Below are 23,860 nucleotides of genomic sequence, written 5' to 3'. Positions count from 1 at the left end.
TACTTCTTCCCTGAAACAGCAGAAGCGGCGGTCGACCGCCTAAGGCGAAATAGATAATGACGACTTATATCACAACCCCGATTTACTACGTAAACGCCCAGCCTCACCTGGGACACGCATATACCACTATTGTTGCGGATACCTATAGCCGCTTCCGCAGAATCTCCGGAGAAGATGTTCGCTTTCAGACCGGAACCGATGAACACGGCGACAAGATTGCGGAAGCAGCCGATAAGGAAGATGTCGCTCCAAAAGAGTATGCGGATCGTATCAGTGGCATGTTTCGTGACACCTGGCCGATTCTCCAGGTAGAGCCGGATAATTTTATCCGCACCACCGATGCTGATCATATAGCCGTTGTTCAGGAAATTCTGCAGAATGTCTATGACAAGGGCGATATCTATTTTGACGAATACTCAGGTCTGTATTGCCGTGGCTGTGAACGATTCCTCACGGAAAAGGAACTGGTTGACGGCAACTGCCCGGATCATCAGCAGCCGCCGCAGGAGATTGCCGAGCAGAACTACTTTTTCAGAATGTCGAAATATCAGCAGCAGCTGATCAATCATATCAAGGCTAATCCGGAATTTATCACCCCCGAGCGTTACCGGAACGAGGTGCTCTCTTTTCTGAGTGAACCACTGGAGGATCTCTGCATTTCCCGGCCGAAGACTCGTCTTACCTGGGGGATTGAACTGCCGTTTGATGAAAATTTTGTGACCTATGTCTGGTTTGATGCGCTCATTAACTACCTGACCGGGCTCGGGTATCCCGATGGCGAAAAATACGAAAAGTTCTGGCCTGTTGCTGAACATGTAATCGCCAAGGATATCCTGAAGCCGCATGCCATTTACTGGCCGACCATGCTGCTTTCCATGGAGGTGCCGCTCTACAAAAAACTGCATGTTCATGGTTACTGGAACGTAGACAACACCAAAATGAGCAAATCCATCGGGAATGTGGTTCGCCCCAAAGAGCTGGTGGAGGCGTATGGTATCGACACACTCAGATATTTCACCCTGCGTGAGATGTCGTTTGGCCTTGATGCATCTTTTTCCAGTGAGGCCATTGTCTCCAGGAAGAATTCCGATCTGGCCAATGACCTGGGAAATCTTTATAGCCGATCGTTGGCCATGCTGCAGAAGTATTGCAATGGCGTTGTTCCTGCACCGCAACAGGAAGGTGGAAATGACAAGCAACTCGCTGAAATTGCCGAAAAGATGCTGGCCGCTTACACCAAAAATATGGAGACATTCCAGTTCCATCGGGGATTGAAGGCTGTCTGGGAGCTGGTGAGCTATGCCAACAAGTATATCGTGACCAACGAACCCTGGGCCTTGGCCAAGGATGAGGGGCAGCGTCCGCGTCTTGAGACCGTCTTGTATAACCTGGCTGAATGTTTGCGTCTGCTGGCCCTGGTGCTCAAGCCGGTTATGCCCGAGACTGCAGATAAGATGGTAGCGGGGCTGGGTATTGCCGCTGATGACGCGTCTGTTAATCTGCTGGCTGTGGGAGGTGCGTGGAACGTGCTGAACCCAGGCACAGTGCTGCAGAAAGCTGATCCGCTTTTCCCACGTGTTGATGTAAAACAGCATATGGGAAAAGATGAGAAAAAGAGCGATACATCCAAAAAAGAGAAGAAGAAAGCGAACAAGAGCGTTCCTGCAAATGCTGAAGGGTTGATTACCTTTGAGCAGTTTCAGCAGGTGGAGATCCGGGTAGCCGAGGTCGTGGCGGCCGAGAAGATCAAAAAATCGGACAGACTGCTCAAGCTTACCGTAAAAGCACCTGAGGAACGTACCATTGTAGCAGGTATTGCTGAACATTATGCACCTGAGGAAGTCGTTGGTTTGCAGGTATTGATCGTTGCGAACCTGAAGCCGGCCAAACTCATGGGAATTCCCTCCCAGGGTATGGTACTGGCCGCCAAGACTGAAGTTGACGGAGAAACCAGACTGGTTCTGGCCACGGTCAGCAAGCCTGTAGCTGTCGGCAGCACCGTTGCCTGATATGAGAAGGAGAGAAGATGTTTGTAGTGAATAACTTTCTGATGGCTCTTGCAGGAGTAGTCGATTTCCTCTTTACCGCCTATGTATGGATCATCATTGGCCGTGCCATAGTGTCGTGGGTCAGTGCGGACCCATATAATCCAATCGTTCGCTTCCTTTATGAAGCGACCGAGCCGGTTTTGAGTAGAATACGCAACCTGATACCGCTGAATATGGGCGGTATAGATTTTTCTCCGATGATTCTGATCATGGTGATCATTTTTCTGCAGAGCTTTATCGTGCCAACCATGAAACAGATCGCCATGGGGATCGGATAGGAACCTCTGTTTTGACAGTAAAATTTTCCTTAATGGGGCAACATAATGTCTATTACTCCACAGGCTATTAAAGATCAGGAATTTCAGGTTAAGTTCAGGGGCTATGACTCTATTGAAGTCAAGGCGTATCTGGAACTTTTGGCAGAGGAGTTTTTCGAGCTGCATGAACAGCTGAGAAAACAGGAAGAGGATTATGACGAACTCCTCGTGGAAAACAAGGCATTGAAGCAAGAGCGGGATGCGTTGCTGCAGGAAGGCAGAGTACGTGAAGAACGTTCTGAGGAAAGCGAGAAAGAGTTCCTGGAAAAAGACCAGCGCATTACAGTGCTCGAAAGCAAGATTGACAGCTCCGAGCAGGAAAAGCTGATCCAGCAGGAGTCCTGGGAGAAGCAGGAAGCAGAGCTTCGTGAAGAGATAGAAAAGCTGACCACTGAGCTTGAAGAGCGAAGTGCGACCGACTCAGAAACGAGTAACGAAGCCGAGAAGCTGCGGGCCCGGGTTGATTTGCTGAACAACCAGATCGCTGAACTGAAGAAGGAAGAGCTGGACTTCAAGTCGACTCTGGTAGCTGCGCAGCAATTTGCCCAGGATGTGAAGAGTAAAGCTCAGCAGGAAGCAGATCAGATAATTTCCGGTGCCCATCAGGAAGTAGATGATTTCCGCATGAAAGCTGAAGCTGAATTGGCAGCCCTTCCGGTGGAAATTAAAAAACTACAAGAGAAGAAAGTGCAGGTGCATGAGGATCTGAGAGCAGTCCTCAACACCTACCTCGAGCAGCTTGATGTGGTTCACGCCATGGGCTCTGATGCGGATGAAGATCTTACCGATCTTTTCCAGTCCATCAGGCTCAATGACGATGAGATGGAGAAGGTCTGATTCTTTTTACTGAGTAAGCCTGAGTCGACTTTGGATTGATGGATGCCATATCTCACCTGCGGCACTGATGGAACAGCCCTGCTGTCCCTCTACATTCAGCCAAGGGCTTCACGTAACATGATAAGCGGAGTGCATGATGGAAGCCTGAAAATTTCGATCACCACCCCGCCTGTCGATGGCAAGGCCAACAGTGCTGTGACTGCCTTTCTGGCAAAGACCTTCAAGGTCGCCAAGCGTGACGTTCAGTTGCGTTCTGGCCATACCTCCCGTCGTAAGACCATTGCAATCAGCGGTATAACTGAAGAGGAAATCCGTGGGTATATTGAATCGGTTCTTAAAAAATGAGACACCCAAACCAAAAGATATTCCGGAACATTCCGGTCATCGTCTGGTAATTGCCAACTGGAAGTGTTACAAGAACAGCGATGAGGCAAAAGCATGGCTCGATGAGTTTGCCGAAGGCTACAAGGCTTCCGAAAATGTTGATGTTATCGTAGCCCCCACTTTTTTATGTCTTGAAAATGTCCGAAAGCACCTGGACAGCCTGAAACTCGACAACTTTTATCTCTGTGCCCAGGATGTCTCGCCTTTCCCCAAGGGGAGTTATACAGGTGCTGTGGCAGCAGATATGCTCAAAGGGCTTGTTGATTTCGTTATAGTCGGTCACTCTGAGCGACGCAGATACTTTCATGAAAAATCCCTCGATGTAACCAACAAGGTCGCCGAGGCCGTTGATGCCGGGATCAGACCGATAGTTTGTGTCGATCAGCCCTATGCCATGTCCCAGCTTACCGCGCTCTCTGATATCGAAAACGAGAATATCATCATTGCCTACTCGCCGGTGGATGCTCTCAGCTTCAGGATTCCCGAATCTCCGGAGAAGGTTGCCGAATCTGTTGATTTCATCAGGGGAATATATCCGGATCGAGCTGTAATATATGGTGGCTCTCTCACAGCTGACTGTGTAGATGAGTATTTCCGCCTCGGTAATGTCTCCGGCCTGTTTATCGGTTCAGCCAGTCTCGATGCCAGCTCCTTTCTGAGGATCGTCTCCAAAGCTGCTTAATTCCCGCCCTCCTCCTTGCCCGATCCGGGTTGCTGCAACTGACCCTTGTATAAATCGTTATCTCAAGGTACGCAGCAACCCCATCTCTACGTCGCTTCAGACATACACTAATTTCTTCCCGCAATATAAGATACACTTTCACTTCGAAAAACCTGACATTGTGGTATCTGTACTCGGGATGTCTCACAATGCAGTATATAATTAATATTGTTATATTATTGGGTTTTTGAGAAAAGTTACATGTAAATAGAAAAGGAGTGAAAAAGTTCTTGGTTTTGTGCATATGTAGACTTAAGATGAGGCTGTTTCTGATTCAATTGGAATGGACCGGAAGGCCGGATAACAGGATTCGACCGACCAGTTTGCGGTAGTTGTGCAGGTTGACCTGAAAGGAGGTTGCATGTCAAAACGAATACTCGTTATCGGAGCAGTCGCATTAGGGCCCAAGGTTGCATGTCGTTTACGCCGGCTTGATCCAGAGGCCAGGATAACCGTTATTGAACGAGATAATTTATTCTCGTATGGAGGTTGTGGAATCCCATATTATGTGGGTGGAGATGTCAATGACCTTGAGGATCTCTATTCGACCACAGCCCACGCGGTACGCGATCAGGATTTTTTTACAGATTGCAAAGGAGTGCATATCCGTGCGGAGATGGAGGCTCTGTCAATCAACAGGAAAGAAAAAACAGTTACAGTCAGGGATCTCAGAAACGGTGAAGAAGGGGTGATGGAATACGATACCCTGGTGTTGGCAACCGGCGCCGAACCTTTTCGTATTCCCATTCCTGGCATAGATTCTCCTAAAGTCATGACGGTTACCAACCTGCACCATGCAGAGCAGGTGAAGAACAAGATGAAAAAGGGCGAAATCGGCAGCGCTGTGGTCATCGGTGCCGGTGCTATAGGTGTGGAGATGGTAGAAGCCTTCACTGATCTTTGGGGAGTTGAAACGACTCTCATTGAAGTTGCCGAAAAAGTATTGCCAATGGTCCTGGGCAAAAATATCGCCAGAATTGCCAAAAGGGAGCTTGAGGACAAAGGGGTTCGGGTCCGGTTAGGGACAACCGTGAGCAAGATAGAGACGGATGCCACGAGTGGTCAGCAGATTGTTTATGCCGGTGGGGAACAATATACCTGTGATCTGGTGATTCTTGCCACGGGTGCACGCCCAAATGCAAAGCTGGCAGCCAACGCCGGACTTTCAATTGGTCAAAGCGGCGGAGTAGTCGTCGACAAGCGGATGCGAACCAGTGATCCTGACATCTATGCGGGTGGCGACTGTGCAGAGTTGACCAATCATGTTAACGGTCAGAAGATGCCGATGCCTCTTGGGTCACTTGCCAATCGACAGGGGCGAATTATCGCCACCAATATAGCTGGTGGGATGGGGTATTTTCGCGGTACTGTCGGGACGTTTTGCATAAAGATCTTTGATTTTGGCGTGTGTACAGCAGGGCTTACAGCAGCCAAGGCGCGCGATGCCGGTTATGATCCTGTCTGTGCCACGGTCTCACAGGCCGATCATGCCCATTTCTACCCCAATTCCGAGCTCGTTTACATGACGCTTATAGCAGATAGTAACTCTAGAAAAATACTCGGTGTTCAGGCAGCTGGAAAGAACGGAGACGGAGTGAAGGCAAGAGTTGATGCTCTCGCGGTGTTGCTGGAGCACGGTATCACCGTTGACGATGTCTGCTGCCTTGAAACCGGCTATGCACCGCCATTTGCCTCGGCCATGGATGTTGTCAATAACGCAGGTAATGCTTTGGATAATATCCTTTGCGGCATGAACAGGCCTATTGATGTACCTGAGTTCCTGGATAGATTTGCCGACAACGGGACTACGGTTCTTGATATCCGGGGTGATCGTGAGTCGAGTGCGGGAAAAGAAAAATATGGCAGTCGCTGGTTACATATCCCTCAGTCGGAGCTGCGCAAAAGAGCCAGGGAAATTCCTGTCGACCAAGACATCTCCATTCTCTGCGATACGGGCCCAAGAGCTTATGAGGCACAGGTCTACCTCGATTCGCAGGGTATCTCAAATACCCGGATCATTCAGGGTGGATATGCCATGATTAGGGTCATTGAGCCGGATTTTGTGGCAGTTTAGCAACCAGCCCCTGCCGATGAATGGCTGCTGTGGTTTGATTTGATGGTATGGTGGCCGTATCGATAGGACTGGGATTTACAAAAAAATATTGGCGGGCTATTTCTTTTTTCTGGGTAACAGAAAGGAGGCAATAAAGCCCGCTGTATTCACTCCGGCCAGGATCAGGCCGATTACACCCAAGGTACCGAAAATACCATGTTTACTGGCAAGGCTGTCGGCGAGAATCAGAATCGAAGAACCAACGATCAGCGCGGCAATAATCATGGCCATGCCCATGATGCGGCTGGAGAGATCGATTTTATCGGCAAGATGTTCAAGTCGCTTCAGTTCGAGGTTGAGGGTGAAGCGGCTATGGCGAAAATAGCCGAGAAACCTCTGTAGATCGGAGGGCAGGCTCTCGAAGAGTTCGAGGTAGCCGCTCATGGTTCTTTGCAGCCGGCCGTAAAGGGCATTTAAGCCGTAACGGCTGATGACGATCTCCTGAATACGTGGCTCCACGTGGGAGATGACATCGAATTCAGGATCGAACTGCTCGGCAACGCCCTCAATGGTCGTCAGGGCTTTGGTGAGCAGAATGAGATCTCCGGGGCACTTGATCTTGTAGCGCTGGAGCATTTTGAAAAACTCGGAGAGCAGGGAAGCGATATCGAGATTTTTCAGTTCATTACTCTGGAAATGGGAAATAAGATGTTGCAGGTCGGTGCGAAAGTCCCTGCGGTCTGTAATTGCAGGGTCCGCCTCGGTAAGTTCGATGACTACCCTGCAGAGTTTATCGATATCAGCTTTTATTACCCCCGCGACAAGATCTATGAGCTGGTCGGTGGTATGTTTGTCGAGCTGGCCGGTCATGCCGCAATCGATAAAACAGATGGTGTTGTCATGTTTGAGGATGATATTGCCAGGGTGCGGGTCGGCATGGAAAAAACCGAACTGCAGGCATTGGGCGAAAACGGCATCCGTACCTCTGGAAACGAGAGTCCGCCGCTCCTGGGCAGAAAGGTCGCCTGGAGTCAGTGAGGAGACAATTCTCCCCTTTATTTCTTCAAGGGTCAATACGTTGCGGGTAGTGGTCTGCCAATAGACCCTGGGAAATGACACGGTGGGGTCGTCTGCAAAATATCTTCTCAACCGGTCGGTGGACTGCCCCTCATGGACCAGATTAATTTCCTTGAGCAACTCGCGGGAAAATTCCTTGGCAACTGCTGTAGGGCTGTATCCAAGATCGTAGAAATATTGCTCTGCCAGTTGTGCCAGGCCTTCCAGCAGAGAGGTATCCTCCTCAACCATTTTGCGGCTGCCCGGGCGCAGCACTTTGAGCACAACTTCGTCACCCTCGTTTGTTACCGCTTTGTGTACCTGGGCCAGGGAGGCCGCCGCCATAGGTACTTCATCGATTTTTTCAAAAAAAGTTTCGAGCCCTTGGGGGAACTCTTCTATAAGTACATTATGGATGTCTGAGTATGGGACGTTGGTGCAGCGATCCTGCAGTTTTTTCAACTCATCTGCCCATTCAGGGGGGATGAGGTCAGGCCTGGTGGAAAGGATCTGTCCAATCTTGATAAAGGTTGGTCCCAGCTCCTCAAGAACCAAACGAAAACGGACGGCACGGGGCTGGTCGGCAGCAGAGGGGCTGAGGCTGGTGTCAACGTCTTCTTTGACCAGGTCGAGTAACCGGTATATTCCGGTATCGAGAACTACCTGTTGAAAACCGAAACGGGACAGAACGCGTATGATTTCGGCGAGGCGCTTGGTATTGCGGATGGTGCGTTTTATATTGCCTATCTTCATAATGAGAAGGAGAAGTAAAAGATGTTGCGAGCAAATGAATTGGAAAAGAATGTTATTAAAGTACCACAGTTACCTTCACACGAAATTTGATTGTTCCGCCAGGGTTTTCTGCTTGGCAACATACAATGTTTTGTTACTGAAATTGCTGAGTATTGTTGCAAGTACCCAAAAGAGGTCCAGTGTAAAGGGCTGATTCTTATTAATTATAGCGACAGCAGGGGCCACTGAAAAGGCTGTCGTCCTTTTTGCCGGGTTGCATGGTCTCGCGCAAAGGAAAAGGTACAGCTGCCGGGATCAATTGTGAAATTGAGTGGCTATCCGACTTCCCGGGTAAGCATTCGCAGATTGAACGGCTTTTCGTAGGGAATGGCTTTGTCAATGAGCTTATCGAGCTTTTTTCGAATAGACTTCGGTGGCGGAAGCGGCGGGAAAGTGGGGAGTAATTCACCTGGAGGCAAGGGGGGGCGAAGCTTGATCTGGTCGGATAACTTCTGATAGTTTGATGGGGTTTGTTGATATTGCTGGCTGGAGGAATGTTCGTCGGAATAGAGATCGAGCCGACGGAGGAATTGCAGAATGGTGTCGATGTCGTTGTTTCTGTAAAAGTGCGCTATTTCCTCTTGAATTGTCTCATGCTCCTCCTGGAGATTCCGAAAGGTTTCAAGATAATCAGAGGCATATTCGTAGAGCTGACAATAGCTGTCGTAGAGCATGTTTTTGTACGCTCTTTTTTGGGTTAACCCTCTGTAGTTCAGGCCCTGGAATACGCGTTTTTTTATGGTAGGGGACTCGACGGTATACGGCTCGTAATATGGGGGCGTTTTGAGCCCGATCAAATGGATAAATTCAGTAATCAGCTCACGACGCTGAAGAAGGATATAGATGCGAACCAGGGAGGTACCCAGGTTGTTTTCAAGTTGCACGGCTGACTGTGTGACCATCTGCTTGTAATTGATGGTGTCGGTTTCGATTCGCTTGCGAAAGCCGAAATAGCGCTCCGCCATATCCTTTTTTACCTGGAAAGCCAGGACCTGTGTAATATCTTCCATATCGGTGCATTAACCAGATTATGTATTGCTGCCTGAGAAGTTGCAGTCATGAAAGGGCATGCGTAAACACACCTCCCGTGATATGTTTATGGGCTGGCAGTTGAGCAGTTAGTGCCCAGTCGCGCTTAACCTGTTGACCAGAGCATATTTACTCCGATTTCCTGACTTCGTTGCTTACTCAGCCTCATAGCGCTGATATGCTCCCCACAGGAAAAAAGAATCCTGGTACTCTATTGCAACGTTTGCAGTATGGCACGATGCGAGACGTAATTCCCCAAGTGAAAATAAAAAATGGCAATAAACGAATCACGAGAAGATATAGTAGCCCGGGTCAAAGAACGCGCTGATATTGTACAGATCATAGGCGAGGTTGTCGATCTGAAAAAAAGTGGTGCACGATACCTTGGGCTCTGCCCGTTTCATGGCGAGAAAACACCTTCGTTTTCGGTCCATTCCGGGCAACAGTTTTTTCACTGTTTTGGTTGTGGGGAGTCTGGTGATGTTTTCTCATTCATGATGAAGTATCACAACCTCGATTTTCCATCAGCTTTAAAGGAGCTTGCAGCCAAATACTCGATAGCTCTCCCTGAGCGGCCACGCTCAGCCGAGCAGGCAAAGCAGGACCAGTTTAAAAAGGAGATGTATGCGGTCAGTGAAAAGGCAGCAGCGCTCTACAGCCGCTATCTCGGTACTGACAAGGCTGCCGGCGCCAGAGCATACCTGACTGAAAGAGGTATCCCCAAAGACATTCTTACCCGCTTCGGCATAGGATATGCGCCATCGGTGGAGGGGGAAGGCTGGGACTATTTCACCGACAAGCTGACCGAAAGTGAAAAGAAGGCATCCCTTGAAGCCGGCCTTTCCGTGAAAAACGACAGAGGCGGGGTTTACGACAGATTCCGTGATCGTGTACTGTTTCCAATCTATGAGATCAGTGGTCAGGTGTGTGGTTTCGGCGGTCGTATCATCGGCGAAGGTCAACCGAAATACCTGAATTCCCCGGAGAGCCGAATTTATAACAAGAGCAAGCTTCTGCTTGGGCTCTATCAACAAAAAGATGCTATTCGCAAGAAGAACCAGGCAATAATTGTCGAGGGAAATTTCGATCTTATTTCCCTTGTCTGCAATGGGTGTGAAAACGTTGTTGCACCGCTGGGGACAGCACTTACCCGCGAGCAGCTTCGCTTACTGAAGCGGTTCTGTGACGAAATAGTACTGTTATTCGACGGTGATGAAGCAGGGGTGAAGGCTGCGGTGCGTTCTGTTCCCCATTTTCTGGCAGAACAGGTTTCCGGCAGGGTGGCACTTTTGCCTGAAGGACATGACCCGGATACCTTTGTGCGCGAAAGAGGGCTCGTGGCCGTTGAGGAGTTGGTCGCCGGGGCGGAGACTCTGCCTGAATTTGTTTTCGGTCAGCTGGTAAAGGAATATGGCCTTACCCTGGATGGTAAAAGTAAGATTGTTGAAGAATTGCGGCCTTTGGTAAAAGCTGCGGCTTCACCATTGCAGCGGACTGTTGTTATTACTCATTTTGCCGAGCAGCTTGGTATCTCAGCCGAACAGCTTGATTCCATGCTGGACCGTTCGGTACCACCTCCAGTGGAGGAAGCTCCGCCGCCACCACCGGAGCCACCGGTAATGCGGGCAGTAGAGCAGATTGAGCCGTTGTCGAAATCACAGAGGCGACTGGTGGAATTCATGGTTCTCAATCCCTCGTACCTCGGTCGCCTTGAAGATGGCGGATTGCGGGAGTGTATAGCCGGAAGTGTTGGGGAGGTGCTGTTTCTGCAGTTGCGATCGCTGATTGCCGAGCACGGCGAGATTGAACCGGAGGAACTGCTGTCAAAGCTGCCGGGGGGAGCCGAGCGGGAACTTGTGTCGGACCTGCTGCTTGAGGCTCCTGACGCAGGGGATGAACATGAGGCTGATTCGCTGATTGGTGCTGAAGCAGAGGAATTGCTCGAATGGATGCGTGTCTACAGGTTGCAACGTGCTTCCAGGCAATTGCTTGATCAAATCTCCGGGATGAAGACTGGTGGGGATTTTTCCTTACTTCAGGAGTTACTGCAAAAAAAACAGAATATAGACAGAGAACTCAAGGGGCCGGAATTATAAGCCAGCTCGGATATTTATTTTACTAACTGTGTTTCTGCTGTTTTTTTTGCGATGGAGAATTGAAGGAAATATTCTTGACATTTTGCTTCAATGGTGTGCATTGTTAGGATGCATGTTTGTGCTTAAAGGAATAGCGATGGTTTCGTTGAGCACTAGAGGAGAAAGTGGAAATTTCCATTAAGGGAAAAAGAAGAGATTTTCCATAGAAGCACTATCGGTAGGCTTCTGTGCTATCAGGGAGAATTTCATGAATCACGATGAACGCGCAAATGATAATGAGTACGAACAGGATGAGGATTCATATGAAAATGAAGATGATCCTGCGATGTATGATTTAACAGGGATCTTTGGTTCAGACGAAGATAGAAGAGGGAACGGTTTCCAAGATGACGTACCGGATGACATAGCAGCCGGTTCTGATAAAGAAAATCAGGTCGGAGTAGTGGCTGGTCGTCGTAAAGGAGCGAAGCGCAGGGCTGCGCGCTCACCCAAAGCTGGTAAAAATGGAAGTCATTCCATAGACCCGATGAATATCTATCTCCGTGAGATGGGAACGCTCACGCTCCTCAGTCATGATGAGGAGCTGAAGCTTGCGAAGATGATGGAAGAGGGCAAGCAGAGGGTACAGGCGTGCGCTTTCCAGACGGTTCTCGCCATTCCATCCCTTCAGGCTCTGGCCGCAGATCTCCAGAAAAACAAAGGCAAGATCTGTCAGACTATCATGGGGGTCCCGGATAATAATCCTGAGCTCATAGAGTCAGAGAGCAAGCTTTTCCTGAAGAACGTCGAGAAGGCTTTGCAACTGGATAAAAAACGTAGTGCTCTCCTGAAACAGTTACAGGATTTTGATCTCAAGCCTGAAAAGGTTGCCGAACTGTACGACAAAGTCGGGGTAATTGGCGAAGAGATAGCAGCACTTTTTAAGGATAAGGTTGTTTGTGCAGATTGTGTTAATGCGGCCGCCAAAGGTTTAGAGGAACTTTCCAGAAAGTTTCGGCGCGTCTTCGTTGACCTGGTACGGTCCAAAAAACTGGTGACGGAAGATGGCTCGGAGCCACCGCCAGAAAAAATAGAACGTTTTGTCAACAGGCAGTTTATTATCGATGCAGGCCTGGATGGTAGAAAGATTCAGAAACTGTTAAAAGAAATTGAAGTTGGCAAGGAGATGACGAAACATGCCAAAGAGGCCTTGGTTCGGGCCAACCTCAGGCTTGTCATCTCTGTTTCCAAGAAATTTGTCAATCGTGGATTGCAGTTTTCAGATCTCATTCAGGAAGGGAACATTGGCCTGATGAAAGCTGTCGAGAAATTTGACTACCACCGCGGCTACAAGTTCAGCACGTATGCCACCTGGTGGATTCGTCAATCCATTACCCGTGGCATAGCCGATCAGGGGCGAACAATCCGTTTGCCTGTTCACATGATCGAGACCATCAACAGGTTGCTCAGGGTTTCCAAGGATTTTCTATTGGAAGAACACCGAGAGCCGACCCCGGAAGAGATGGCCGAACTTCTTGGCTCTGATGTAAATAAGGTGAAATCAGCTCTAAAGATAGCCAAGGATGCAATTTCTCTTGATACGCCGGTGGGTGATGATGGAGAAACCTTTTTAGGCGATTTTATTGAAGATGGTGAACGGGTCGGCCCCCACGAGCAGACCATGATCAACAGCCTGAGAGAGTGCCTTAACCAGGTAATGTCATCGCTTTCACCTCGTGAGGCTAAAGTTTTGCGCATGCGTTATGGCATCAATGTCGAATATGACCATACTCTTGAGGAGGTAGGGCGTTGCTTTGCCGTGACCAGGGAGCGTATTCGTCAAATCGAGGCGCAGGCAATATCAAAATTGAAGCATCCTTCCCGTATTGAAGAACTGCGGGTATTCATGACAGAAAGGTAATTGGCAGACCCGTACAGCCCATCAGGTTTTTTTCTGGGAGTGTGTATCTGCTGATTGGCCGGAGAAATCCGATAGCGGGTTCATTATAAATGGCACCAATTCGGAAACGGATAGGTGCCATTGTCTTTGGGGAAGAGGGGAACTATGTCGTCTGAAGCGGTAGTTGATCCTGGAGTTCAAAGTAAGATGGACTTGGTTGAAAGCCAAAACACGTCGTGTAATCCTCCACCTCCAACTTCTCAGGCTGCGGAGCAGTCTGCATACGATCCGGCTGTTGCCGATTGGGTGACCCTGACATTGTTGCCTGGCTGCGGTCCGGGAACTATCAGGAAACTGGTCGATCATTTTGGTTCCCCCGGGGCAGCGCTTGCTGCTACCAGACGGCAATGGAGTGATGTGTCAGGGCTTGGCTCAAAACAGCTTGCGGCCTGGAATTGCATTGATGAGTGCAGTAAAACAGCCCGTTTGCTGGCAAATCGGACAATATCCATGGGAGGGCAATTGCTGAGCATTGACGATGCGGCATTCCCAGAATTACTTCGCGAGATACCCGACCCGCCTGCTGTGCTTTACTGTCTTGGGGATATCGGTTTACTGACATCTTCCAGCGTAGCCATGGTTGGATCACGATCAGCGACCAGTTATGGTCGCAGGGTGGCACGGTCATTGGCCGAGGGGCTGTCGCGCGAAGGCCTGACCGTGGTCTCCGGTATGGCGCTTGGCATCGATTCGGAGTCACACATCGGTGCCCTGCAGGGCCGGGGCGGCACTATTGGAGTTCTCGGGTGTGGTATTGATGTCGTTTATCCGAGGCAGAATAGTTCTCTGTATCATGAGGTCAAAACAAAAGGACTGCTTATCAGTGAGTATCCTCCCGGGACGAGACCTGAGGGATTTAGATTTCCGGCAAGAAACAGAATTATTGCGGGCCTGAGCAAAGGGGTTGTGGTGGTTGAGGCTGCCAGAAAGTCAGGTTCTCTGATTACTGCCCAGCTTGGCCTGGATTTTGGCCGTGAGATTTTTGCTGTGCCCGGCCAGGTTGATTCGTATAAAAGTGAAGGCGCACACTGGCTGCTGCAACAGGGCGCGCAGTTGGTAATGTCAGCTGCCGATATCGTGGCAGGCACTTCTGCCTATTATAACACTTGCGGCGTAGGAACTTTTGACAATCAACCTGATAATAATATAGAACAATTGGCTCCGGGGCTTGAACCGGATGCAATTGAACTATTGAAGCAATTGGAGCCGTACCCTGTTTCCAGGGAAGAGGTTTCAGAGAAGCTTCATCTGAGCCCTGCCCGGTTGAGCGAACTCTTTCTTTATCTGGAACTGGAAGGGGTGGTTGAAATGGGCCCCGGTGATATGGTACGAAGAACGGTCTAATTACGAAAAAATTAAGTATTATGCTGTTTTTCCATCAGGTAAAACAGCTTTGAATGTATTTACATATCAGGAGATATCATGCGGGAAATACAGATTGCACCATCAATACTTTCAGCCGACTTCAGTCAACTGGGCAATGAGATCAGGGCGGTGGATCAGGCCGGTGCAGAGGTTATTCATATTGACGTCATGGACGGACACTTCGTACCAAACATCACCATCGGGCCTTTGGTTGTCGAGGCGGCGAAGAGAGTGACAGATCGGGTTCTGGATGTCCATCTGATGATCAGTAATCCCGGTGACTATATAGACGCTTTCGCAGATGCTGGCGCAGACTGGATTACAGTGCATGTTGAGGCGTGCACCCACCTGCATCGCGTGATCGGCCAGATCAAGCAGCGCGGTTTGAAAGCCGGTGCGGTATTAAACCCGGCAACGTCTCTTTCAACACTTGATTATGTGCTTGAAGATCTTGATCTGGTCATGCTGATGTCGGTAAATCCCGGATTTGGCGGGCAGTCATTCATCCCATCCTCGCTTGAGAAAATCTGGCAGCTCAGGCAACGTATCGATAGTATGGGGCTTGAGGTGGGAATCGAAGTGGATGGTGGCGTGAGCAAAAAGACCATTCAGGATGTAGCCCAGGCTGGTGCCAATATTTTTGTGGCTGGCTCTGCTGTTTATAACAGTGACGATTATACCGCTACTATCGGCGAATTACGGAAGCTTGCCGAAAATGGTGCTGCTGCGAGAATTGAGTAGCGCGGTCGACTGTCAGTAAAACAGGCGACTTCAGGCTTAGGTGGACATTGAGTTTCAATGCAGAGGTCCACTGGTAATGAATCTTTTATATTAGCCTTGCGGAGAAGACTATGGATCCCAAATATAAGAATCTGACCACAGCGGAAGCTGCAGAAAGTTTGAGTCGTCTGGCAGGTCAGCCTTATGATCTAACGGCAAGCGGGGCCTTGACTGAAACCGACAGGATTGAGAGATATATTTGTGAGACTGGTCCGTTCAGAATGCTATATGCTACGCAACGGGTGGATGATGATGTCCTGAACGCTTTGCAGGCTCTTGCCGATCAATGCGCTCTTACCGCTCAGTTTAAAGAGATGAGAAGTGGTGCGGTGATGAATCGCATTCAAGGTTTCGAGAGTGAGGAGAGGCAGGTTCTGCATACCGCCACCCGGGATGTCTTCGGCGATACGGCCGCCGCTCCAGCCGAGTCGGCCAGAGCCCGAGATGAACTCACCAAGCTCAAAGAATTTTTAACAGATCTTGAAAACGGTAAGATAACAAACGCAGAGGGAGAGAGTTTCACTACTCTGGTCAACGTTGGCATTGGTGGCTCGGATCTGGGCCCGCGCTCCATTTATGAGGCACTCAAACCTTTCGGTATCAGTGGGCGATCCGTCCATTTCATTGCCAACGTCGATCCCGATGATGCTGCTGATGTGCTCAGTCGGGTGGATTTGAGCAGAACCCTGATAAATATCGTCTCAAAAAGCGGTACCACACTTGAGACCCTGACCAACGAGAGACTGGTAATTGAACAGTTGCGCGCGGCCGGCATTGATCCTGCGAAGCATTGCCTGGCAGTGACCGGAGAAGGCAGCCCCATGGATGACCCTGACAAATATCTTCGATCATTTTACATGTTCGACTACATCGGCGGACGGTACAGTTCTACCTCTATGGTGGGCTCTGTTATGTTGGGTTTTTATCTGGGTTATGATCAATTGCTCGAATTTCTCAAGGGTGCAAATGAGGTGGATCAGGCTGCGGAAACTATCCCCGACATTAGGAGTAACCTTCCCTTACTATTGGCCTTGATCGGGGTGTGGAATCATAATTATCTGGAACGTTCTACTGTGGCGGTATTGCCGTACAGCCAGGCGCTCCATCGTTTCCCTGCCCATCTCCAGCAATGTGATATGGAGAGCAACGGCAAATCGATTCATCGGGACGGCAGCCAGGTAAAAATCAAAACCGGACCGATTGTCTGGGGGGAGCCTGGCACCAACGGGCAGCATGCATTTTATCAATTGCTTCACCAGGGAACTGAGATAGTTCCTGTTGAGTTCATTGGTTTTATAAAAAATCAGCGAAATCTTGATCTCATTGTTGAAGATACAACCTCGCAACAGAAACTTTTTGCGAATCTCCTGGCGCAATCGATCGCCATGGCGGTTGGCAGATTGCATGAAAATCCAAATAAAAAGTTTGAAGGCAATCGTCCGAGTTCATTGCTGCTGGCTGATAAGTTGACACCTCACACTATGGGAGCTCTGTTGGCTATTTATGAAGCAAAGATAGTCTATCAGGGCTTTTTATGGGATATCAATTCATTTGATCAGGAAGGAGTGCAACTCGGAAAGGTGCTGGCTACCAGAATCCTGAAACTCATAAAGGGTATGGGTGTCGAAGATAATGAGCTTGAAAATCGGTTTCTGAAAGTTGCTGGAAATGGCAGTAGCAGTAGAATTGCACGGTGAATATGCGTTCATTTTCCCAAAGACAATTACACCGTTTTTTGTTGACAAAATTTCCGGTGGGCGATATTCTCAGCCGCTGAATCACTATACACTGTGATAGTGTTTCGTATTGTCTTGACAGGAGAAACATGTCAGGGCCGGTTCGAAAGTTGAACATGAAGTAGTCGGGTGGGCACATATTGCTCTGCAAGTTGCTTGCCTGCCTGTTCAGGATAAGAACTATAAGATTCGCTATATCTTTTGGTAGAGGTTGTAGTTTAAACAGTAATTCAAAGGAGGAAATCATGGCAAAACATGAGACGCCCTTGTTGGACGAACTTGAGAAAGGCCCGTGGCCGAGTTTCGTCACCGACTTAAAGCAGCAGGCTGAGACCAAGCCTGAGTGCTGGGACATTCTTGGTATCCTGGAGCTGTCCTTCAAGGACAGAATCACCCACTGGAAGCACGGCGGTATCGTTGGTGTTTTCGGATACGGTGGTGGTATCGTTGGACGTTACGCTGACGTTCCCGAGCAGTTCCCAGGTGTTGAGCACTTTCACACCGTACGTGTAGCTCAGCCTGCATCTAAATACTATTCTTCTTCAAATCTTCGTCAGCTCTGTGATCTGTGGGAGAAGCATGGTTCTGGTGTTACCAACATGCACGGTTCCACCGGTGACATCATTCTTCTTGGTACCCGTACCGAGAACCTTGAGCCTTTCTTCTGGGATCTGACCCACGACATGGGACAGGATCTTGGTGGTTCCGGTTCAAACCTTCGTACCCCTGCGAACTGTATCGGTCAGTCCCGCTGTGAGTGGTCCTGCTACGACACTGAAGAGTGTTGTCATCAGCTGACCATGATGTATCAGGATGAGATTCATCGTCCAGCGTTCCCATACAAGTTCAAGTTCAAGTTCTCCGGTTGTCCGAACGACTGTGTTGCTTCTATCGCACGTTCCGACATCTCCGTTATCGGTACCTGGAAAGACGATATCCGTATCGACCAGGCAGCGGTAAAAGAGTACGTAGCTGGTAATTACCCTGCAAACGGTGGCGCCCATGCTGGTCGTGACTGGGGTAAGTTTGACATCGAGAAAGAGGTTCTTGGTCTCTGTCCTACCGAGTGTATGTGGATGGAAGGCGATGAGCTCAAGATCGATAACGCAGAGTGTACCCGTTGTATGCATTGCATCAACGTAATGCCACGCGCGCTTCGTCCGGGTGCAGAGCAGGGTGCTTCCATTCTGGTTGGTGCGAAAGCTCCAATCCTCGATGGTGCTCAGTTCTCTACTCTGGTTCTCCCGTTCATCCCAATGTCTGCTGACAATGAGTTCCAGGAACTCGTTGACTTCATTGAGAACGTTTGGGACTGGTGGATGGAAGTTGGTAAGAACCGTGAGCGTGTAGGTGAGACCATGCAGCGTATTGGCCTGCCGACCTTCATCAAGGTTATGGGACTCGATCCGATTCCACAGCACGTTAAAGAGCCTCGTTCTAACCCATACGTCTTCTGGAAAGAGGAAGAGGTTGAGGGCGGCTTTACACGTGACATTGATGAGTTCCGTGCTAAGCACGCAGCCTAATACCTGTTTTAATTTGAGCTAACAATTCATATTAAAGAAATATAAGGAGATTTATCATGGGCTACAATCCAGATAAACCGATGGACGGACGTATTTCCGATCTTGGTCCACCACATTACGAGCAATTTTTTCCTGAAGTAATCAAAGCTAACAAAGGTAAGTGGCTTTGGCACGAAATCCTCCAGCCTGGCGTTCTGATGCATAAATCAGAGACCGGTGACGAGGTATACACCGTTCGTGTTGGTACCGCACGTCTGATCACCATCAATCTCATTCGTGAGATCTGCGATGTTGCTGATGCACATTGTGATGGTTTCATGCGTTGGACCACCCGTAACAACGTAGAGTTCATGGTTGATGCCAAGGATAAAGTTCAGCCTCTGCTGGATGACCTTGCTGGCCGTGGTAACAGATTCCCGGTAGGTGGTACCGGTGCTGGTGTAACCAACATCGTTCACACCCAGGGTTGGGTACATTGTCACACCCCTGCCACCGACGCTTCTGGTGTTGTTAAGGCGGTAATGGATGAGCTGTTTGATTACTTCACCTCCATGACCCTGCCTGCACAGGTACGTATCGCTCTCGCATGTTGTCTCAACATGTGTGGTGCTGTACATGCTTCCGATATCGCTATTCTTGGTGTACATCGTAAGCCACCTATGATCGATAACAAGCGTATCACCGGTGTTTGTGAGCTTCCGCTCGCAATCGCTTCTTGTCCGCTTGGTGCTGTTAAGCCTGCTAAAGCAGAGGTTGATGGTAAAGAGATCAAGACCGTAAAAGTTACCGTTGAGCGTTGTATGTTCTGTGGTAACTGCTACACCATGTGTCCTGCTATGCCTCTTGCTGATCCAGAGGGTGACGGTATTGCTATCCTCGTTGGTGGTAAGGTTTCTAACTCCAGAACTGCTCCTAAGTTCTCCAAGTTGGTTATTCCTTTCCTGCCAAACACCACTCCACGTTGGCCTGAGACTGTTGATGCTATCAAGAAAATTCTTGAGGCTTACGCTGCAGACGCTCGCAAATATGAGCGTGTTGGTGAGTGGGCAGAGCGTATCGGTTGGGAGAAATTCTTCGAAAAGTGTGAGATCCCATTTACCGATAAGTCTATTGATGACTATCGTCTTGCTTATGACACCTGGCGTACAACCACTCAGTTTAAGTACACCAGCCATATCAAGTAATTGAAGCCTTGACAGACGTTTGTCTTTTCATCGCAATATCGCGGTGAAAAGACGGCGCCGTTGGACTTCTACCTATCTCTAGGAGGGGTCGTTATGCCTAAAAGCATAGACGAAATCAAAGCAGCAATGATTGAGAAGGCTGAAAAGTCTCCGAAGCCACAGCTGTACATCAAGGATTTCTATAAATGTGATCCTGATACCAAGCCTCGTCAGATCAAAAACATCGCGAATGAGCTTGTACGTGAAGGAAAACTGATGTTCTGGTCTTCCGGTTCTACAACCATGTACGGTGTACCAAGTCGTATCAAGAACGAGGAAGGTGAAGAAGGTATTAATTAATTTATTACCTGTCACTGAGTAGATCGTTGTTAAAGTGCAGAGTCTCAGGACTCTGCACTTTTTTTTTGCCTGGATTTCTGACTATGAAAATTGTTCGCCTGCAATCAACCGATTCAACAAATCGTGTAGCCATGGAGATGGCTGCGGACGGTGCAGCTCATGGAACTGCGATTATCTCAGCCACTCAGACCAAGGGACGTGGCCGGTTAGGTAAAGTATGGCAGTCTCCAGCCGGAAAAGGGCTGTATACCTCAGTGATACTTCGACCTGTCCTCAAGGCTGAGGACTTTCCATATCTGACTTTTGTGGCAGGTCTTGCGGTGGCAGATGCTATCAAGCAACTGTACAATTTGCAGCCTGGCCTCAAATGGCCTAACGACATCTACTTTTTCATGAAGAAGTGCGGTGGTATTTTAAGTGAGTCTTCGGCATTAACCGAAGATCCGTCCTGCCGTTTTGCTGTTGTTGGGATAGGCTTGAATGTGAACACTACAATAAATGATTTTCCTGCTGAGGTAGCCACAAGGGCGACGTCTCTGTTTATAGAATCTGGCCGGGAAATGTCCGTAGATGAGGTATTCACCAAGATCCATGCCCAGCTGCTGCTCGAGGTCCAATCATTCGAACATCACGGTTTTACACCTGTAATTAAGAGGTGGCGAGAGTTAGACTGTATGTTTGGGAAGAGACTGGCTTGGGTTGCGGTCAATGGTAAGGTGGTAGAAGGTATCTCGCTGGGCCCTGACAATCTTGGCAGACTCCACATTCGTGACGATTCAGGAAAGGTTCACGAAGTACTCTCAGGTGATGTGCAGCTGGGAACAAGCTGAGGCACACCAGTACAGGCTACTTGAAATAAAAAAAGCCCTCACGGAGAGTATCCGTGAGGGCTTTTGCGTCTAACCTGTACAGTTATTGTTCTAATATCTGTAATAATCAGGCTTGTAAGGGCCTTCGACTGAAACACCAATGTATTTGGCCTGTTCAGGTGTAAGATCGGTAAGCTTGGCACCGATTTTTTTCAGGTGCAGTTTGGCCACCATCTCATCGAGTTGTTTGGGAAGGAAGTAGACACGCTTCTCATATTTCTCTGAGTTATTCCAAAGCTCAATCTGCGCCAGTACCTGATTGGTGAAGGAGTTGCTCATAACAAAGCTCGGGTGGCCGGTGGCGCAACCAAGATTAACCAGACGACCTTCTGCCAGTACGATTATTTTCTTGCCATCAGGAAAGACCACGTGGTCCACCTGTGGTTTGATGTTCTCCCAGGGGAGATCGCGGATGCCAGCGATGTCGATCTCTGAATCAAAATGGCCGATGTTGCAAACAATAGCCTCATTAGGCATCTGTTCCATGTGGGCGCGGGTGACTACGTTGACGTTGCCTGTGCAGGTTACAAAGATGTTACCGTAACTGGCAGCCTCTTCCATGGTAACGACTTTAAAGCCTTCCATGGCCGCCTGAAGAGCACAGATAGGATCAATTTCAGTAACATAGACAGAAGCACCCATGCCGCGAAGTGCCTGTGCACAACCTTTTCCAACATCACCATAACCGACCACCACGGCATTTTTGCCTGCGATCATTACGTCAGTGGCGCGTTTGATACCGTCGATCAGTGACTCGCGGCAGCCATAGAGGTTGTCGAATTTTGATTTGGTTACAGAGTCGTTTACATTGATGGCTGGGCACTTAAGTGTGCCTTCAGCGGCCATCTCGTTGAGACGAAGAACACCGGTAGTGGTCTCTTCACTGATACCTTTAATCTTTTTAATCTCTTCCGGGTATTTCTCGTGCATTATCTGGGTGAGGTCACCGCCATCATCGAGAATCATATTCGGGGTCCAGCCGTCGGGACCGAAGATTGTCTGATCGATGCACCACCAGAATTCCTCCTCACTTTCACCCTTCCAGGCAAAGGTCGGAAGGCCGGCGGCAGCCATTGCTGCTGCGGCATGATCCTGGGTGGAAAATATGTTGCAGCTTGACCAACGAAGCTCTGCGCCAAGCTCGACGAGAGTCTCCATCAATACCGCAGTCTGGATGGTCATATGCAGGCAGCCTGCGATACGTGCACCCTTCAGCGGCTGCTGATCGCGATAATCTTCACGGAGCGCCATCAGTCCCGGCATTTCGGTTTCGGCGATCTCAATTTCTTTACGTCCCCATTCAGCCAGGGAAATATCAGCGACTTTATAGTCTTGGGTTTGAGTAGACATAGTGTGTACCAGCTATAATTCAGGTTAATCTTTTAGTGGACGCGATTACAGTTTAGCAGCGATCCGCAGTTGTTCTGCTTTGTCGGTTTTTTCCCAGGTGAAATCAGAATCCTCTCTACCGAAATGGCCGTAGGCAGCAGTCTTTTTGTAGATCGGTCTGAGGAGATTAAGGTGATGAATGATAGCTTTAGGACGAAGATCGAAGGTGTCAACAATAAGTGCTTTGATCTCCTGGTCAGAGAGTTTACCGGTACCAAAGCTGTTTACATTGATGGAAACGGGATGGGAGATACCGATGGCATAGGCCACCTGCACTTCAAACTCATCAGCAATCCCTGCTGCAACGATGTTCTTTGCAACATAGCGTCCCATATAAGACGAGGATCGGTCTACCTTGGAGGGATCTTTACCTGAGAATGCGCCTCCGCCATGTGATCCCCGTCCGCCGTAGGTATCGACAATAATCTTACGGCCGGTAACGCCGCAGTCGCCGACAGGGCCACCGATAACAAAGCGTCCGGTTGGGTTGATGTAAAATTTAGTGTTGGCATCAATCATGTTTGCAGGCAGTACAGGCCGGATGATCTCTTCGAGCACGGATTCTTTGAGATCCTTATGGGATACACTCTCATCATGCTGCGTGGAGAGGACAACAGCCTCTATGCGTTTGGGCTTGCCCTGATCGTACTCAACTGTAACCTGGCTTTTTGCGTCTGGGCGAAGCCATGGGAGGACACGATTCTTACGTACTTCCGATTGCATTTTGGTGAGCCTGTGTGCATAGTAGATGGGCATTGGCATCAGCACTTCTGTTTCGTTGCAGGCGTAGCCGAACATGAGGCCCTGATCACCGGCGCCCTGATCAAGGTCAAGACCGCTGCCTTCGTCAACACCCTGGGCAATATCAGAAGACTGCTTATCAATCGAGGTCATCACAGCGCAGGATTGCCAATCAAAACCCATGTCGCTGGAGTTGTAACCAATGCTCTTAATGGTCTGGCGAACTACATCGGGCATATCGACCCACGCAGATGTGGTGATCTCTCCTGCAATGAGGGCCATGCCGGTGGTAACAAGTGTTTCGCATGCAACACGGGCATTTGCATCCTGGGCGAGGATGGAGTCAAGAATTGCGTCTGAAATCTGATCGGCGACTTTATCCGGATGTCCCTCGGAAACAGATTCAGAAGTAAAAAGATAGTTAGACATGGATTATCTCCGCTGTAATTGTGCTGGATGAAACCAGTATATGGATTGTAAACCGTAAATATTATATCGAGTTTATATTTGGTAACCAAGAATGTTACAGGACTATCCGAGATTTGTAATACGAAGTCGCTGCTGAATCAAGGAAGATGCAAAAAAACATCGTACTTTATACCAGATTTGCAGTAAAAGGGTAGTGAAATTGTGCGGGCAGTTGGTGTGTTAGGTGCAGA

19 protein-coding genes are annotated in these 23,860 nt (G+C 49.1%); 15 read left to right on the top strand and 4 right to left on the bottom strand.

From position 1 onward, the window contains the following. The first annotated feature begins 56 nt into the window (after window positions 1–56). From metG to FCL45_RS23970, 6 genes are all read left to right on the top strand, one after another. Window positions 57–2,009 carry a methionine--tRNA ligase gene (metG, locus tag FCL45_RS23995; protein ID WP_136795206.1) on the top strand — a complete coding sequence of 651 codons (1,953 nt, stop codon included), beginning with the start codon at window positions 57–59 and terminating at the stop codon, window positions 2,007–2,009. A 17-nt stretch (window positions 2,010–2,026) separates the two neighbouring features. Beyond that, window positions 2,027–2,326, top strand: coding sequence for a YggT family protein (locus tag FCL45_RS23990; protein ID WP_136795205.1), 300 nt, complete (start codon window positions 2,027–2,029; stop codon window positions 2,324–2,326). Between the two features lie 45 nt (window positions 2,327–2,371). Beyond that, window positions 2,372–3,202 (top strand): DivIVA domain-containing protein, encoded by an 831-nt coding sequence (locus tag FCL45_RS23985; RefSeq protein ID WP_136795204.1) that lies wholly within the window; start codon window positions 2,372–2,374, stop codon window positions 3,200–3,202. 42 nt (window positions 3,203–3,244) lie between these two features. Next, window positions 3,245–3,547, top strand: a complete 303-nt coding sequence (locus FCL45_RS23980; protein WP_136795203.1) for a DUF167 domain-containing protein — start codon at window positions 3,245–3,247, stop codon at window positions 3,545–3,547. Then, the gene (locus FCL45_RS23975) at window positions 3,516–4,268 is read left to right on the top strand and encodes a triose-phosphate isomerase (RefSeq protein ID WP_167495608.1); all 753 of its coding nucleotides are present in this window, start codon (window positions 3,516–3,518) and stop codon (window positions 4,266–4,268) included. The genes FCL45_RS23980 and FCL45_RS23975 overlap by 32 nt, the downstream gene beginning before the upstream one ends. Window positions 4,269–4,668: 400 nt before the next feature. Then, complete coding sequence (locus FCL45_RS23970) at window positions 4,669–6,381, top strand: FAD-dependent oxidoreductase (protein WP_136795201.1); 1,713 nt, start codon at window positions 4,669–4,671, stop codon at window positions 6,379–6,381. Between the two features lie 96 nt (window positions 6,382–6,477). On the opposite strand, the gene FCL45_RS23965 is transcribed toward FCL45_RS23970, so the two are convergent. Both FCL45_RS23965 and FCL45_RS23960 read right to left on the bottom strand, forming a co-directional pair. Next, window positions 6,478–8,169, bottom strand: coding sequence for an ABC1 kinase family protein (locus FCL45_RS23965; protein WP_136795200.1), 1,692 nt, complete (start codon window positions 8,167–8,169; stop codon window positions 6,478–6,480). 314 nt (window positions 8,170–8,483) lie between these two features. Next, window positions 8,484–9,218 (bottom strand): hypothetical protein, encoded by a 735-nt coding sequence (locus tag FCL45_RS23960; protein ID WP_136795199.1) that lies wholly within the window; start codon window positions 9,216–9,218, stop codon window positions 8,484–8,486. A 291-nt stretch (window positions 9,219–9,509) separates the two neighbouring features. On the opposite strand from FCL45_RS23960, the gene dnaG reads away from it, so the two are divergent. The 9 genes from dnaG (at window position 9,510) to FCL45_RS23915 (ending at window position 21,032) form a co-directional block, all read left to right on the top strand. Continuing rightward, complete coding sequence (dnaG, locus tag FCL45_RS23955) at window positions 9,510–11,333, top strand: DNA primase (RefSeq protein WP_136795198.1); 1,824 nt, start codon at window positions 9,510–9,512, stop codon at window positions 11,331–11,333. Between the two features lie 247 nt (window positions 11,334–11,580). Next, complete coding sequence (locus FCL45_RS23950; RefSeq protein ID WP_136795197.1) at window positions 11,581–13,233, top strand: sigma-70 family RNA polymerase sigma factor; 1,653 nt, start codon at window positions 11,581–11,583, stop codon at window positions 13,231–13,233. Between the two features lie 144 nt (window positions 13,234–13,377). Continuing rightward, entirely contained in the window at window positions 13,378–14,616 is a 1,239-nt protein-coding gene (gene dprA / locus FCL45_RS23945) for a DNA-processing protein DprA (protein ID WP_136795196.1), read from the top strand. A 78-nt stretch (window positions 14,617–14,694) separates the two neighbouring features. Beyond that, the gene (rpe, locus tag FCL45_RS23940) at window positions 14,695–15,378 is read left to right on the top strand and encodes a ribulose-phosphate 3-epimerase (protein WP_136795195.1); all 684 of its coding nucleotides are present in this window, start codon (window positions 14,695–14,697) and stop codon (window positions 15,376–15,378) included. 110 nt (window positions 15,379–15,488) lie between these two features. After that, window positions 15,489–17,114, top strand: a complete 1,626-nt coding sequence (locus tag FCL45_RS23935) for a glucose-6-phosphate isomerase (protein WP_136795194.1) — start codon at window positions 15,489–15,491, stop codon at window positions 17,112–17,114. A 284-nt stretch (window positions 17,115–17,398) separates the two neighbouring features. After that, window positions 17,399–18,679: a dissimilatory-type sulfite reductase subunit alpha gene (gene dsrA / locus FCL45_RS23930; RefSeq protein ID WP_136795193.1), complete on the top strand. Its 1,281-nt coding sequence runs from the start codon at window positions 17,399–17,401 to the stop codon at window positions 18,677–18,679. Between the two features lie 56 nt (window positions 18,680–18,735). Beyond that, window positions 18,736–19,863, top strand: coding sequence for a dissimilatory-type sulfite reductase subunit beta (gene dsrB, locus FCL45_RS23925; protein WP_136795192.1), 1,128 nt, complete (start codon window positions 18,736–18,738; stop codon window positions 19,861–19,863). Window positions 19,864–19,956: 93 nt separating this feature from the next. Beyond that, window positions 19,957–20,202, top strand: a complete 246-nt coding sequence (locus FCL45_RS23920) for a dissimilatory sulfite reductase D family protein (protein ID WP_136795191.1) — start codon at window positions 19,957–19,959, stop codon at window positions 20,200–20,202. 83 nt (window positions 20,203–20,285) lie between these two features. Beyond that, window positions 20,286–21,032 (top strand): biotin--[acetyl-CoA-carboxylase] ligase, encoded by a 747-nt coding sequence (locus FCL45_RS23915; protein ID WP_136795190.1) that lies wholly within the window; start codon window positions 20,286–20,288, stop codon window positions 21,030–21,032. Window positions 21,033–21,122: 90 nt separating this feature from the next. Here the strand turns inward: FCL45_RS23915 and ahcY are convergent, their stop codons facing one another. Beyond that, complete coding sequence (ahcY, locus tag FCL45_RS23910) at window positions 21,123–22,421, bottom strand: adenosylhomocysteinase (RefSeq protein WP_136795189.1); 1,299 nt, start codon at window positions 22,419–22,421, stop codon at window positions 21,123–21,125. 45 nt (window positions 22,422–22,466) lie between these two features. Continuing rightward, complete coding sequence (metK, locus tag FCL45_RS23905; RefSeq protein ID WP_136795188.1) at window positions 22,467–23,630, bottom strand: methionine adenosyltransferase; 1,164 nt, start codon at window positions 23,628–23,630, stop codon at window positions 22,467–22,469. Between the last annotated feature and the right edge of the window lie 230 nt (window positions 23,631–23,860).

Origin of the sequence: Desulfosediminicola ganghwensis (genome assembly GCF_005116675.2) — a bacterium.
GTDB lineage: Bacteria > Desulfobacterota > Desulfobulbia > Desulfobulbales > Desulfocapsaceae > Desulfopila > Desulfopila ganghwensis.
Note: the sequence above shows the minus strand (reverse complement) of the source record. Positions and strands in the feature narration are given on the sequence as shown.